This is a genomic window from Streptomyces sp. NBC_01320 (assembly GCF_035974375.1).
In the GTDB taxonomy this organism is placed as follows: domain Bacteria; phylum Actinomycetota; class Actinomycetes; order Streptomycetales; family Streptomycetaceae; genus Streptomyces; species Streptomyces yanii.
Genome location: NZ_CP108390.1, coordinates 793,898 through 807,988, shown reverse-complemented (window position 1 = coordinate 807,988; position 14,091 = coordinate 793,898). Strand labels below are relative to the sequence as shown.

The following is a 14,091-nucleotide window of genomic DNA, read 5'->3' as shown; positions in this document are numbered from 1 at the left end:
CTATTCGGTGGTGCCGCCATCCGCGGTAGCCGAAGGGGGCAACACGACCCCGTTCATGGGGATTTGCCACGCGAACGCAGAAGCTCGTTCATGGTCAAATCGGATGCCGTGCGGACGCTGCCAGAGTTACGGGACAGCCCTTAACCGAGCAGCGCAGCGCACGACGTTGGTCGAGCTGCTGTCCGGCCTCATCGGCAAGGACACCACCGCCGACTGAACAACCGCATCTGCACGAGGAGGGTCGCTGCGGGTACGTAGGGGCTCTCCCTTCTTGTCGGCTCAATCGAGGGTGGCGAGATGATCGGCGTCGCCGCCCCGCCACTCGATGAGGAAGATGGTCGCGTCATCGCTGGTGATGCCGCCTCGTTCCTGTTTCAGGGCGTGGGAGAGCGCGCGCACCACCGCCCGCACCGCGGTGTGGTCACGGAGGATCCGGTTGGTCCACTCGATGAGTTGTTCCTCACCGAACTGTTTCCCGCCGGCTTGGTGCTCCTCGATCAGGCCGTCGGTGAAGCACAGCAACCGGTCCCCGGGTTCCAGGATCCGCTCGCTGACTTCCGGCTGCTCACCGCCGAAGCCGACCGGCAATGTGGTTGGGCTCTCCAGCCGGTCCACCACGGCGCGGTCACGGATCAGCAGCGGTGCCGGGTGGCCGGCGTTGACCCATTGCATCCGGCCCGTGGTGATGTTCAGACACATCATCTGTGCGGTGACGAAGTGGTCGGGGCCGAACTGCTCATTGATGGCCTTGTCCATGAACGCGTATACCTGGGAAAGATCGGTGCTGGCCCGTCGCGTGTGGCGATAGGCGCCGATGGCCACCGTCGCCATGGTCGCCGCGTCCAGGCCGTGGCCCATCGCGTCGATCATGGCCACATGAAGGATGTCGCCGTTGAGGGCGTAGTCGAAACTGTCGCCGGCCACGTCGTACGCGGGCTCGAGGATTCCGGCCACCTCCACCTGCGGAACAGTCATCGACAGCGGGGGCAGCAACGACCACTGGATCTCCGCGGCCACGCTCATCGGGGCGCTGCGTCGGGCCTGGAAGAACAGGTCGGTGTAGGCGTCCTTGGTGACGATCATGTCGGCGACCAAACCGGCGAGTCTGCGCAGCAACCGCCGGTCGTCGTCATCGACGCTGTCCAGGGTGACGGCCATCGCCCCGATCTGGTCACTGCCGTCCAGCAGCGGCAGATACATCCGCACACTGCCGTCCCGCGGCACCTCCACCGCTTTGCGGCTCAAGAACGCCTCGCCAGCGGGGGAGTCCTCGACCGGTTCGGCGTCACCGACCGTCAGCCGCCGGCCCGGCAGCGGCACCAGCAGCATTTGTTCGTAGTCCTGCAAGAGGATCGAGAGGTCCCGGCCACCGACCCTGGCCACCTCTTCCGCAACGAGCGGGGCGATCAACTGCGGCGGCATCTCGTGAGCCCGGTCCAGCAGCACGCCCAGCAACCGCTCACCGAACCCCTCCGACCGGTCCACCCCAAACTTGCTCGGGTTCCGCCCGCCTTCGGTCATCGCTGCTTGCATCCCTTTCGTTCCGCTGCCTCGGGGAACTCACTGGGCGACTGTCTCCCCGAGGTGTTCGCCAGGCGGCCTGATACTCGCCTTCGGGGGCCAGGCGCCGGTACGAGGCGATGCCAGCCAGGATGGAGATCGCTTTCTCCCACCCCTCGGCGCTGGCGCCTTCAACACCCCGACCACGCATTCCGGCTCACAATGCTGTCGCAGGGCATCCAGCAGTCCGCCGTTGCACTTTGGTTCGGTGCTACGGCGGCCGCGTCGGCAGGGGGTTACTACAGCTCCCGCTCGATCTGGTTCTCGCTGACCTTGTCTTCGCGCATGGTCGCCTCGTTCTGGACGGCGTAGCGAGCCTGCGCCCCGCTGCCTTCGGCACTGCGGATCTCGCCCCGCTGAAGCTCGTCCTGTTGGTCCCGGTACTCCACGTGCTGTCCCTTGCGATAGGGCATGAGGATCTCCAAGTCTCGTGTGGGTCGGTGGGGGCTGGCCCCGCTCGTTTCGGCAGGGGGCGCCCCGCGCCTCTTGGCGCCCGCGAGCGCTCTGCCAGCCCACCCCAAACTCCGCCCTACGGCAATCACTGCGGGCCGAATGGATGACGCCTCGCTCGCCGCCGCGTCAATGTCCTCTGGAGGTTCCTCTGCGACGGACGGTGCTACGAGCCCACCGCTCTCGCGGCTTGGCATCCGGTCCGGCAGCACGGTTGTTCCGCACCTCTCAGCCCGACCGATATGTCTGTTCTTCTCAGGGAGATCTGGGAGGTCACCTCCTTTGTTTGCCTGGTGGACGAGTTCGCGTGGGAGCCTGGGAGGCAGGCCAGGCCCTGGGGCGACGGTGATGAGGACAGTGGCTATGGAAGTTCCCCCAAGGCCAGGTAGTTAGCGTTTTCGCAGGTCACGCAAGGGGCGTTGAAGGATTTCTGACGTAGAACAACGGAGCTCGTTGGTACAGGCAGTCGACCAAGACAGCTTGTCTCCAAGGAGCTCCGTTGCCGGCTCATCATCTCCTGCATGCGCCGATGATGGCCATCACTCGTTCGGTCACCGTGGCTGCGGACAAGTTCGCGCCCGGTCATCTGGGCGAGCTGACGGCCTGTCCCGCTCGAAAATACGATTCGGTGCTGTGAGCTGCGGTGGTGTCGTTTGGTCAGGCGGCGCGGTGATACTGGTTGATCAATCCTCCGAGGATGGGCGGCCGGGTTGGACGGTTGGTCGCTGTCCGGGGTAGCTGCTGGCGGGATTGGTGGGGACGGTGTCCGTTGTAGTGCTGGATGTACTCGGTCAGTGCTTTCACGGCGTGGGTCTCGTTGTAGATGAGCATGCGGTCGAGGAGCTCGCGGCGGAGGGTGCCCACGACTCGCTCGCAGATCGCGTTCGCTTTGGGTGTCCGTGGTGGGCTGAGCGGAATCTCCACGCCGTCGGCCTCGAGGACGGCGTCGAAGGCGTGGGTGTACTTGCTGTCCCGGTCCCGGAGGAGGAATCGCAGCGAGTCGATGGGGCGGTCCGGGATCACGGCGGGGTTCCTGGCCTGCTGGACGGTTCATTGCGCGGTGGGATGGGCGGTGACGCCGGCGAGGTGGAGGCGCCGGGTGCCGTGCTCGATGACGACCAGGGCGTAGAGGCGCTTGAGTGACACGGTGTCGAGGTGGAGGAAGTCGGCGGCGATGATGCCGTGGGCCTGGGCGGTGAGGAACTGGCGCCAGGTCGGCCCGGAGCGCTGCGGGGCGGGGTCGATGCCGGCGGCATGCAGGATCTCCCGGACTGTGGACGGGGCGATCGCGTAGCCCAGGCGGGCGAGTTCGCCCTGAATCCGGTGGTGGCCCCAGGTGCTGTTCTCGCGGGCCAGGCGCAGAATGAGCTGCTTGACGGCGGGCGCGGTGGAGGGTCGGCCGGGGCGGCTGCGTTGGGTGAACGCCCACTTGCGGGCGAGGAGTTGACGGTGCCAGGCCAGCAGTGTGGTGGGGGTGACCGCGAAGACCTGACGCCGGCGTTCGCTGGGATCAGCCGGGAGAATGCGGTGAGCCAGATCCGGTCGGCGGGCTCGTGGCAGACCCGGGCGATCTGCCGGCGCAGCACCGCGTTCTCATGCCGGAGCGCGAGAACTTCCGCATCTTTGGCCATACGGCTGCGCAGTACGGCAGCGGGCACGGTGATCAGATTCCGGACGAGCGTGGCGACGACCGACAGCGACATCCGCAGATCGTCGCAGGCCAGTCGAGGCCTTGTTGCCAGGATCAGCAAACGTGCAGGCCACAGCCGCTAAATCGTATTTTCGAGCGGGACAGGGCCACAGTGCGGGAGTTCCAGCGGGTCGCGGTGCGGCTGCACATCCTGCATTACGCGGCCGAGGAGGAGATCCACGGCGCGTGGATGACCGAGGAACTGGCCCGCCACGGCTACCAGATCAGCCCCGGCACCCTGTACCCGACACTGCACCGCCTGGAGACGGATGGGCTGCTGGTCTCCGAGCAGCAAGTGGTCGACGGCCGGGTGCGGCGCGTCTACCGGGCGACCGAGGCCGGGAAACAGGCACTTTCCGAGGACCGCAAGGCGCTGAGGGAGCTGGCCCGCGAAGTCCTCGGCGACGACATCCCGTAGCTCGGGCTACCGGCCCGTGGGCGCGCCGGTCGAGATGGGCTTCGCCTGCCAGGTACCGGACTCGGGGCCGTCGGAGGGGGAGCCCGTCTGCCGTCCAGGCGTATCGGGTGTCGCTATCACCGCTCGCATTCACTCATTGAAGTTGCATTGCTACTCGAAGCGATGTGTGGTGGTCTACGGGCCGCCGGCGTGCCCTGGGAACGGAAGGGAGCGGCCGTGCCGATTGCCCGTCGTGATGTCCTCAAACTGGGTGGGCTGGGCTTGCTGGCCGGGGGCGGTGCGGTTTCCGCCTGCAATTCTGCGGAGTCGTCTGCCCGGCCCGATACCTCGGGCAAGGCGGATTACACGGTACGGATCGCGAGCGGGCGCGTCGAGCTCGCGCCGGACACGGTCGTGTCCACCACGGTGTACAACGGGCAGTTCCCGGGGCCGCTGCTGCGGTTCACCGAGGGCCGCCCGGTCGTGGTCGACGTCCACAACGACACCGGCACCCCCGAGCTGTTGCACTGGCATGGCCAGCGGATTCCGGCCGAAGTGGACGGGGCCTCCGAGGAGGGCACGCCGTTCATTCCCGCGCACGGGATGCGGCGGCTGGCGTTCACCCCCGGTCCGGCCGGTTTCCGCTTCTACCACACCCATGTCGCAGCACACGGTGACCTGGCCCGGGGCACCTACACCGGTCAGGCGGGCCCGGTCTACATTGAGCCGAAGACCAACCCCGGTGCCTACGACCGGGAGGTCTTCCTGGTGCTCAAGGAATTCGAACCCGCCCTCAGCCATGGCGGGGACATGGCCCAGCACTTCCTGGCCGGCTCCGAGGTGCCGGACCTCAAGCGCAGGGGCGAGAAGGCGACGGCCGACTCGCTGGCCCGAGGTATGCCGCACGGCTACGAGGTCGGCTACCGCGCCTTCAGCGTCAACGGCCGCAAACTGGGCCACGGCCGGCCGATCAAGGTCAGAGCCGGACAGCTCATGCTGTTCCACGTCCTGAACGCCAGCGCCACCGAGATCCGCAGCCTGGCCCTGCCCGGCCACACCTTCAAGGTGGTCGCGCTCGACGGCAACCCGGTACCCCGCCCGGCCGACGTGCCGGTGCTGTGGATCGGCACCGCCGAACGCGTCTCGGTCCTGGTCGAGATGAACCATCCGGGTGTGTGGGTGCTGGGCGACCTGTCCGACGACGACCGTAACAACGGCATGGGCACAGTGGTGGAGTACGCAGGCCGCAGCGGCCCTCCGCAGTGGACCGCACCGCCAGCCTTCACCTGGGACTATCGCACCTTCGCCCATGCTGGTGGCACCGGCCGGCGACCCGACCACACTTTTGACTTTCTGGTGGAGAAACGCAACGCCGCCGACAAGGGGTTCAACATCTGGACCCTCAACGGCGTGCCCTTCAACATGGACACCAACAAGCCGGTGCTGGACGTCGAGCGTGGCAGGCGCTACCGGATGCGGTTCCGCAACGCCACCGACGACATCCACCCCCTCCACCTGCACCGCCATACCTTCGAGGTCACCCACATCGCCGGCACTCCCACCCACGGCCTGCACAAGGACGTCGTCATGCTCGGCAGCTACCAAGCCCTCGATTTCGACTTCATCGCCGACCAGCCCGGCCTGTCCCTGTTCCACTGCCACCAGCAGCTCCACATGGACTACGGGTTCATGATCCTGCTGCACTGCTCCTGACCCGCACAGCCGGCAATCACAGTCGGGCAGCCGGCGCGCGGCAACCCCAACCCCTCGGGCCCACGCCTGAAACACTCCTGGGCGCCCCGTGAGGGGGCGCGCCCAGGAGGTGCGAGCGGCAGCCTGTCAGTTCGCCGCCATAAGTGGGCGGAGGCGTCCGGTGCGCAGGTTCTCGGTCAGCGGCGTGGCCACACGAGGCAGGGCGAAGCTGACGCCGAGGGTGACGGGGAACGCGACGAGGGCGGAGCCGAGCACATCGTGGGGGTAGTGCGCGCCGAGGTAGACGCGGGTGAACCCCTCCAGGAGCGCGAAGACAGCGGCGATCGCGCTCAGCCTGCGATCCAGCAGGAACAGCGCGGCCACGGTTGCCGCCGCGGCGGTGGAGTGCCCGCTGGGGAAGGCGTACCGCTCCTGCCGCCCGGGAGTACGAGCCGTTCGTCAACCCTGCGCGACGACGAGGCGGCGCACTCCGTAGGCGGCGGCGCCCAGAGCCAGGACCGCAGCCCCGGAGATCACCGAGAAGAGCGGCAGCGCAAAGGCGAGAACCAGGCAGCCGGCCAGCCCCACGACAGGGATGATCCGGGCCGGGCGGCCCTCGGCAGATGTGAGTGTGAAGGCGGAGGCGTTGGCGATGGCGTAGTAGACCAGCACGCCGAAGGACGAGAAACCGATCGCCCCGCGCACATCCACCAGCGCCACAAGCGCCGCCACCACCGCGCCCACCAGCAGCTCGGCCCGATGCGGCACCTTGAAGCGGGGGTGAACGGCAGCCAGCGCGTGCGGCAGGTGCCGGTCGCGGGCCATCGCCAGCGTCGTGCGGGAGACGCCCAGGATCAGCGCCAGCAGCGAGCCGAGCGCGGCCACCGCCGCACCGCCCCGCACGACGGGCGCGAGCCAGTCGCTCCCCGCGGCCCGGACTGCCTCCGACAGCGGCGCGGCGGCCTCCGCCAGTCCCTTCGGGCCCAGCACCGTCAAAACGGCGACGGCCACCACGGCATAGACGACCAGGGTGATGCCCAGCGCGAGCGGGATGGCGCGGGGGATAGTGCGCGCAGGGTCGCGGACCTCCTCGCCCAGGGTGGCGATACGCGCGTACCCGGCGAACGCGAAGAACAGCAGGCCCGCCGCTTGGAGGACACCACCAGCGGTGGCGTCCGAGCCCACGTCCAGCCGGGCCGCATCCGCGGTGCCGGAAGTGAGGGCGGCGACCACCACTGCTGCGAGCACTGCCAGGACCACGGCGACGATGACGCGGGTGAGCCAGGCTGACTTCTGCACACCGGCATAGTTGACCGCGGTCAGCGCCACCACCGCGGCCACCGCGACAGCGTGCGCCTGCCCAGGCCAGACGTAGGAGCCAACAGTGAGGGCCATGGCCGCGCAGGAGGCGGTCTTGCCGACTACGAACCCCCATCCGGCCAGATAGCCCCAGAAGTCGCCGAGGCGTTCACGCCCGTAGACATAGGTGCCGCCCGAGGCCGGGTAGCGGGCCGCGAGCCGCGCGGAGGAGGTGGCGTTGCAGTAAGCGACCACAGCGGCCAGCGCCAGACCGATCAGCAGCCCCGAGCCGGCGGAGCGCGCCGCCGGGGCGAGGGCCGCAAAGATCCCCGCGCCGATCATCGACCCCAGGCCGATCACCACGGCGTCGAACACGCCGAGGCGTCGATGCAGCTCGTCCGGCATCCCGGCGGCGGCGGCGGTCGATGGCTCGCTCATGGCCTACTCCCTCGGCGGCACGGCCGCATGCGTTACGAACCCCGATATCGGGAGACGATATGGCACGCCACCTGAGTGGCGACTCGGGGTCCCGGTAGGAACGGGACAGAAAACCGGCGCAGCTGTCAAAACTTTTGACGAGTCGTGAGTGGGGGTGTCAGGGTGGGGCGGGTGAGCGATGACCCGACGATCGGTTTCCTGAAGGCGGACGTGGCGCGGTTCTGTGCCGGTCTGGATGAACTGGCCCCGGCGATCCGGCTGCGCTTGCTCGTCCAGCTGCGGGCCGCGCTGGACGAGGTGACGGACGCGGCCCTTGACGAGGGGATGGCCTCGGCGAAGGCGGAGGGCTGGGGGCTGCGGCAGATCGGTGGCCAGGTGGGCCTGTCGCACGAGAAGGTCCGCTACCGGCTCTCCCAGCGCGCGGGCAAGGACGAGCCGGCTGAGGAGACTTCCTAGATCGTGGTGGCCGTTTCGGGCCCCGAACGTGTCTGGCGCGGCGGGAAGTGGCAGAAGGTCGACGTCACCCTCGCCCGCGGCGCGGGCGGCAGCGTCCAGGCGAAGAACCACCCCAAGGGCCTGCGCCTCGGTGGCAAGGGCGGCACGAAGGCTCAGTCGCTGCGCGCCGCGAAGGACGCCGCCCCGCGCGACCTCGTCACCCTCGGCCAGGGCGACGAGAGCGTGACCCTGCAGTGGAAGGGCGGACTGCCCGCCCCCGCGATCGACGGCACTACGGCCCGCTACCGCGAGGCCGTCCCCGGCGCGGACGTCATCGTCGAGGCGACCCGCACCGGCTTCGAGCAGTTCGTCGAGATACGCGAACGGCCCGCCGCCGGCGGCTACTCGTACACCCTCCCGGTCAGGGCCAAGGGCCTCAAGGCCAGGGCGAACAAGGACGGTTCGGTCACCTTCACCGACGCGAAGACCGGCGAGGCACCGGCCACCATGCCCGCCCCGGTGATGTGGGACGCGTCGCTCGACAAGCGGTCCGGGAAGCACGAGAACCGGTCCCGGGTCGGGATGAAGGTCGTCGACAAGGGCCAGGGCCTGATCGACCTCGTTGTCACCCCGGACGCGGCGTTCCTCGCCGACCCGAAGACCGTCTACCCGGTCACCGTCGCCCCCTCGACCTCCGCGCTGGCGAACACCTTCGACACCTACGTCCAGCAGGGCGAGACCGTCGACTGGTCGGCCGACACCGAACTCGACTTCGGCAACCCTGGCACCAAGAACGCCGACGGCACCTTCCGCACGGCCCGTTCCTTCCTCACCTGGAACACCTCGGCGATCGCGGACGCGCTGATCGTCGACACCAACCTGTCGCTGTACAACTTCCACTCCGGCAACACCGACTGCACCGCGCAGAGCTGGACCGTGTGGGACACGGGTGCCCCGTCCACCGCGTCCCGCTGGACCAGCCAGCCGGCGTGGAAACAGCAGTACCACTCCTCCACCGAGACCAAGGGCAACCCGTCCCTGAGGAACTCCACGCGCAGCTTCAGGAGCGTGCCGAGGCCGAGGGCACCACGGTGACCGCGCTCATCACGGGCCCCGTGGTGCACCACCAAGGCCGAGCCGGCCCTGTCCGACATGGTCGCCAAGCTCCGCCGGGTGATCATCGCCGCCCGATTTACTCCCACCCGCCCAGGCCGGCCCACGGATGAGGAAATCCGCGCCGTCCAGCAGGCGTGGGCCGCAGCCGGCGCAGCCTGATCACCCAAACCTGTCAGAACATCGAAAGTCGAGAGCCCCTTCTGGGGCGCATCAATGCCTACCTGATGCGCTGGATCCGCAAGACAGACGGTTGCGAGGACGCAAGAAGGCCCAGGACGCCTGGGCCAGGACCGTCGAAAGACGGCCCCGGTTCTTCGCCCACTGGGCCTGGGTACCAACAGTCCCCGTCGTCTGGTAACCAGGGCAGCAAGAGCGTATAACGAGAGATCGTTACGTACGGTTCTGTGAGGGCCGGGGGGCTGAAATGCCCCCGGCTACTCGACATCATTTTGATGCGGTTGACGTGGCCCTCGACGACGCCTGAGCTCCAGGGAAGGGTCAGGCCGGCGGTGACTGCTGCGAGGTCGCGTTCGAGGCCGTTGGTGAAGGTGTGCAGGCTGGGCAGGTCGTCGGCTCGGACCGCCGCGATCCACTCGGGGAGCTGTTCGCCATGGAGCTGGGTGAGCATCTGCCCGAAGGAGCGGATGTGCCGGGCGAGGGCGTCCAGTTCGGGGCAGCAGGCGCGGACGGACTTGAGCTTCAGACGCTCGGTCTCCTGAAGTGCGTCGGGGTGGGTCAGGATTCACCCGGCAACCGTCCGGGGGGATGGCGGTCGACCACCCGGCACGGCGTTGCGGAAGGGACGGAGGTAGGCGCGGACGGCTCCGTATCCGCCTGCGTATCCGTGGGTCTGGATCTCCTTCCAGAGGGGCCAGGCGTTCGTGCAGCCCTCCGCCCACCGCTCGTGCAAGTGCGGCTTGAAGTCGTCGAGTTTCGTCCTGCGGTTCTGCCACTGTCCTTGGAAGAGGTCTTCCGCGGTGGCCGCGTCGGCCAGACGCTGCACGGTTCGGTAGGTCATCCGCAGTTCACGGGCGACCGCGCGACGACTCAGCCCTCTGCCGAGCATCGCGTGGACGATGGCATGCTTCTCGCGGGTTCGGTCGGCGAACCGGTGCCCCTTCGGCCAGGGCGACGCACCAGCTTCGGGAGCCGGCGGCGGTGTGCCCTCGGAACCAGGCAGAGCGAATGGCACCCGCAGACAGGACCGATGGCGCGATACGCATCTCTCGGCGGCCTCACCGAGGTTGCGCCAGAGATGGAAGCGGTCTGCGACCTGCACCGCGGTGGGTGCTCCGGTGCTGGCCCCGTCGGCGAAGAACGGAGCGCGGTCGCGGCAGACCACCTCGATCCCGGGGCGTTCAGCAAGCCATGCGGCGACGGTGGCCGACTCGCGGTCGGGCAGCAGATCCACGGGTCTGCGGCGCCCCTGCGACCTGGGCGCAAACTCGGACCGATCGCCGACGGCGTGGGCAACATCCACCGCGCGTGGCTGGAGCCGCTGCGCTACCCCTACCTGAAAAGTGGACTGCCCCTCAGCGACCTCAGCACCGGGGTCCCGCTCGCCAAATCGAAGCTCTCCGAGCTGCTGCGAGGAACCGGGCTCTACCTCCGGTGGGAGATCATCCTCAGCCTGTCCCTCCAGCTGCAAATGCCCGGATGGCCCCTGTACCAGCTGTGGCGCCAAGCGGCGTTCGAGGCCCAAAAGTCCAGCGACTGGATTGAACGGTGCGGCGACAAAGCCTCGGTCACCACGTCTCAGGTGCCGCCCCTGGACCACCGCGCGTTCCGCGAGACCGTGGACAACGACTACCGCCTCTATGCGCAGGTCTTCCTCGACGACGACCAGCGCGACACCGCCGTCTCCAACACCTTCGACATCCTCTGGCTGCGCTGGAACGAGGCCCTCGCCAGCCCCGACATCCGGCGCTTCGCCTGGAACACCCTGCGCACCACCGTCATGGCCCGCACCCCGCACATCGGCGGCCGGCCCGAGTTCGCGACAGCCACAAGGCCGCTCCCGTCCCGGCCACCCGCTGACCGTCGCCCATCTGTTCGCCCACCGCATCACCGACGTCACCGCCAGCCTCGTGGTGTCGTCGGCCCTGTTGTCAGTGGCCTGCAGCATGATGCGGGGCATGTGACGGCCTGCCCGACGGGGACTCCCGAGGCCGTCCTCGACGAGGGGGGTGCTGTGCGTAGGCCGGTCACAGGCGAGGTGCACGTTCACTACGGTCAGATCTACGTCGAGGGCGATCCGGACAGCGCGAACCCGGACCTCTCCGAGACGTTCGCAGGCCAGAGCGGGGGGTTGTGCGGGGCCGCGGTCCCGGGTGTGCTCTGGCTGGTCACCGGACTGCACACGGGCAACGTCGGCTTCATCGTGGAGGTCCACGACGCAGCCCCTCCGCTGGACCCGGATTGGGAGGACGTGGTGGAGGTGTCCTTCCGACCGATGTCGGAACGCACCAGTTTGGTGCAGTGGGCGGGCGGGGCCGCGTGGGACCTGGATCTCACCCGGACCGACTACCGGGTACGGTACTGCGCCCGGCGGATGGACGAGGGACGGGAACTCGACACCAGAGTGACCGGGGAGCCACAGGCAGACAGCTACCTCCTGCAGTTCTGGCCCGCGTCGCCCCTCCCGGACCGTGTGATCCGCCAGACCTCGCAGAACGCCGCGTACTGGCACCGCTACGCGCGCGAACTTCCGCCCCCACCCACGCCCGAGCAGCGCGCCGAGGCTGAACGCCTGGCCCGCCAGGCGGATGAACGGGCCGCCGAGGAGCGGCGACTGCACCGCGAGCAGTGGGAGTGGGGCGGACGGCTGCCGAGCGAGGGGCTGCGCGGTGCCCGCGAGAGCAATGTCCTCGGTCTGCTCCGCTTCGACAGTGACCTGGTGCACGCCCTCGATGCCGGAGGTTCCGAGGTCCAGCGTGCAGTGGCATTGCTGGCCGCGCGGCGGGCCTGCGAAGCGGCGGGCCTGACCGATGTGTTGTGGGTCGCCCGGGCGCTCACCGAGTTGGCGGAGAGACGTCCGCTGCCGTCGCCGTTCGACGACACGGCCCGGATGTGGGAGACCCTGCGCTCCGACCCCCACGTACCGGGGCGGTCGGTGCTCGAAGCGATACCTCCCGAGCGACCGCCATACCGCCCGCCGATGTGTCCGGCGGCGGCCGGGTGGACGTGGGTCCCGGCCGCGGAGTCGGGAAACGACGGACCGAGGCGGCCTGGCCTCGGGCGGGCACTGGGCGCGCTCGTACCGGCGGTGTCCGGCGACGGGAGGTCGACACTGCCCGCAGACGTGGGGCACGACGTCGCCGTGGAGGTGCGCGCCACCGGCACGCCGCGCGCCCCCGAGCAGACCCTTCAGCTGGAGATCGACTGGTCCGCTGTAGTTCGGTAAAGGTGGGGTGGTGGTCGCGCTTCGGTGCTGGTGAGGGCCTTGTTGTGGTTGCGTCGGCGGTGGCAGGCGCGGGCGAGGGCCTGGTGGCAGCGGCGCCATCTTGACCAGTGCAGTGCGTGTCGGATGCGCTGGGCCGGGGCGGGATGCGGGGTCGTGATCGCCAGCAGGCGGCGGATCTCATAGGCCGTCAGGGGAATCGGGGTGAGACTGTTGCTGCTGGTGGGGCCTGGGTGGGCCCCCTCTCTGGGCCGGCGGTTCGGCGAGTCGGGCCAGGACGGTGAGCGGATCGCCGTCGGCGCCGGGGGCGCCGTCCTGTTCGTTGGCGGCGGCTGCGGCCTGGGCGGCCAGGAACGCGGCGGCGAGCTGGGCCAGGGTGATGTGCCGGTACCAGCCGTGCCAGGAACGCACCTCGTAATCGGCCATTCCCGCCGCCGACTTGGCCAGCTTGATCCCCTCCTCCACCCGCCACCTGGCCCCGGGCACCTGGACCAGTTCCTCCACGGTGGTCTGCTCCGGCCCCCAGGCCAGGTAGTAGTCACGCTTGGAGGGATCTGCCTCACCCGGGCGGCGGCGGGCGATCACCCACCGGGCCCAGTCCTGCCCGCCGGTGCCGATGAGCGCCTCGGGGTCCGGGAGACGGCGCACCCACCACTGCCACCAGCGGGAGTCCAGTTGGCTGGGGCCGGCCGACAGCTGGACCCAGTCCTCATCGTCGGCCGCCCGCTCGACCAGACGGGCCAGGTGACGCCAGCCCGGACGCGGCAGCACCGTCTGATCGGACGGCACGTTCACCACGTACGGCAGCTGCCGCTCCTCCAGGAAGGCGCGGAAGGCGCCGTCACGGCCGTAGACCTCGTCGGCGGCCACCCATACCCGCTCGGCGGGCAGGTCGGGCACGATCCGGGCGATCATCTTCTCGGCCAGGCGGGGCTTGGTGGCGAAGCCGACCTCGTCGGGAATGTGGGCGGCCCGGCAGCGCGCCCGGTCCGAAGTCCATTCCTTGGGCAGGTACAACTCCCGGTCGATCAGGGCCTGTCCGCGTGAGGTCGCCCAGGCCGCCATCACCCCGATCTGCCAGGGGAAGACCCCGCCCAGCGTGCCGGTGAACTGCCGCGCGACCCCGGCCGAGGCCCGGCCCTTCTTCGCGAAGCCGGTCTCATCGACCACCAGCACCCCGGCCCCGCCCGGGCCGGGACCTGCCCCGCCGTCGTCCAGGCCGGCCACCGTATAGCGGCGCACGAAGTCCCGCAGCTCATCCGCCTCCCAGTGGGCCCGGTCCAGCAGATGCTGCTGCCCCCACGGCTCAGAGTCACCCCCGTACTCGGCCAACTGCCAGCCGTTCTTGCGCGACAGCGGCGCCAGCAGCCCTCGCACGCACACAGCGGCCCGCCGCCGCAGATCCGCCCGCGGGAAGCACCCGCCGACCTCCAGCAACAAAAGCTCCAGCTGGTCACCGACCTCCTCGGCCCACTCCAGATCCGTGACGTCCAGCGGCACATTCAGCAACTTCGCCTGCATACCGGCCAGTTACCCGCACCGACAGATCACCGAACTACAGCGGACCAGTCGATCTCCAACTGAAGGGGCAGATCTCACAGCCGTATTTCGCTC

At 69.1% G+C, this 14,091-nt stretch carries 11 protein-coding genes and 3 pseudogenes; 7 read left to right on the top strand and 7 right to left on the bottom strand.

Features of this window, described 5'->3' with window-relative positions; translation table 11 throughout:
* Positions 1–279: 279 nt before the first annotated feature.
* Together OG395_RS04195 and OG395_RS04190 are read right to left on the bottom strand one after the other, a co-directional pair.
* Positions 280–1,521, bottom strand: coding sequence for a PP2C family protein-serine/threonine phosphatase (locus OG395_RS04195; protein WP_327241651.1), 1,242 nt, complete (start codon positions 1,519–1,521; stop codon positions 280–282).
* A 278-nt stretch (positions 1,522–1,799) separates the two neighbouring features.
* Positions 1,800–1,973, bottom strand: coding sequence for a hypothetical protein (locus OG395_RS04190; RefSeq protein ID WP_267008580.1), 174 nt, complete (start codon positions 1,971–1,973; stop codon positions 1,800–1,802).
* Between the two features lie 536 nt (positions 1,974–2,509).
* Here OG395_RS04190 and OG395_RS04185 point away from each other — a divergent pair.
* The gene (locus OG395_RS04185; RefSeq protein ID WP_327241650.1) at positions 2,510–2,647 is read left to right on the top strand and encodes a hypothetical protein; all 138 of its coding nucleotides are present in this window, start codon (positions 2,510–2,512) and stop codon (positions 2,645–2,647) included.
* A gap of 20 nt (positions 2,648–2,667) precedes the next feature.
* Here OG395_RS04185 and OG395_RS04180 read toward each other — a convergent pair.
* Positions 2,668–3,713, bottom strand: a pseudogene (locus OG395_RS04180) (integrase core domain-containing protein).
* Here OG395_RS04180 and OG395_RS04175 point away from each other — a divergent pair.
* On the top strand, positions 3,606–4,118 hold the full coding sequence (locus OG395_RS04175; protein ID WP_327241649.1) for a PadR family transcriptional regulator: 513 nt from the start codon (positions 3,606–3,608) through the stop codon (positions 4,116–4,118). The pseudogene OG395_RS04180 and the gene OG395_RS04175 sit on opposite strands and share 108 nt — an antisense overlap.
* 216 nt (positions 4,119–4,334) lie before the next feature.
* Positions 4,335–5,810 carry a multicopper oxidase family protein gene (locus OG395_RS04170; RefSeq protein WP_327241648.1) on the top strand — a complete coding sequence of 492 codons (1,476 nt, stop codon included), beginning with the start codon at positions 4,335–4,337 and terminating at the stop codon, positions 5,808–5,810.
* 126 nt (positions 5,811–5,936) lie between these two features.
* On the opposite strand, the pseudogene OG395_RS04165 reads toward OG395_RS04170, so the two are convergent.
* Positions 5,937–6,221, bottom strand: a pseudogene (locus tag OG395_RS04165) (phosphatase PAP2 family protein); the annotation flags it as partial.
* Positions 6,222–6,248: 27 nt separating this feature from the next.
* Positions 6,249–7,526 carry an APC family permease gene (locus tag OG395_RS04160; RefSeq protein ID WP_327241647.1) on the bottom strand — a complete coding sequence of 426 codons (1,278 nt, stop codon included), beginning with the start codon at positions 7,524–7,526 and terminating at the stop codon, positions 6,249–6,251.
* A 171-nt stretch (positions 7,527–7,697) separates the two neighbouring features.
* Here OG395_RS04160 and OG395_RS04155 point away from each other — a divergent pair, with 171 nt between their 5' ends.
* The 3 genes and pseudogenes from OG395_RS04155 to OG395_RS04145 all read left to right on the top strand — a co-directional run bounded on the left by OG395_RS04155 (position 7,698) and on the right by OG395_RS04145 (position 9,236).
* Positions 7,698–7,982, top strand: a complete 285-nt coding sequence (locus tag OG395_RS04155) for a hypothetical protein (protein WP_327241646.1) — start codon at positions 7,698–7,700, stop codon at positions 7,980–7,982.
* Positions 7,983–7,985: 3 nt separating this feature from the next.
* Positions 7,986–8,996, top strand: a pseudogene (locus tag OG395_RS04150) (DNRLRE domain-containing protein); the annotation flags it as partial.
* Positions 8,997–9,113: 117 nt separating this feature from the next.
* On the top strand, positions 9,114–9,236 hold the full coding sequence (locus tag OG395_RS04145; protein WP_327241645.1) for a hypothetical protein: 123 nt from the start codon (positions 9,114–9,116) through the stop codon (positions 9,234–9,236).
* Positions 9,237–9,819: 583 nt separating this feature from the next.
* Here the strand turns inward: OG395_RS04145 and OG395_RS04135 are convergent.
* Complete coding sequence (locus OG395_RS04135; RefSeq protein ID WP_327241644.1) at positions 9,820–10,488, bottom strand: transposase; 669 nt, start codon at positions 10,486–10,488, stop codon at positions 9,820–9,822.
* Between the two features lie 54 nt (positions 10,489–10,542).
* Between OG395_RS04135 and OG395_RS04130 the strand changes: the two genes are divergently transcribed.
* Entirely contained in the window at positions 10,543–12,480 is a 1,938-nt protein-coding gene (locus OG395_RS04130; protein ID WP_327241643.1) for a hypothetical protein, read from the top strand.
* 177 nt (positions 12,481–12,657) lie between these two features.
* On the opposite strand, the gene OG395_RS04125 is transcribed toward OG395_RS04130, so the two are convergent.
* Entirely contained in the window at positions 12,658–13,998 is a 1,341-nt protein-coding gene (locus tag OG395_RS04125; RefSeq protein WP_327241642.1) for an IS701 family transposase, read from the bottom strand.
* Between the last annotated feature and the right edge of the window lie 93 nt (positions 13,999–14,091).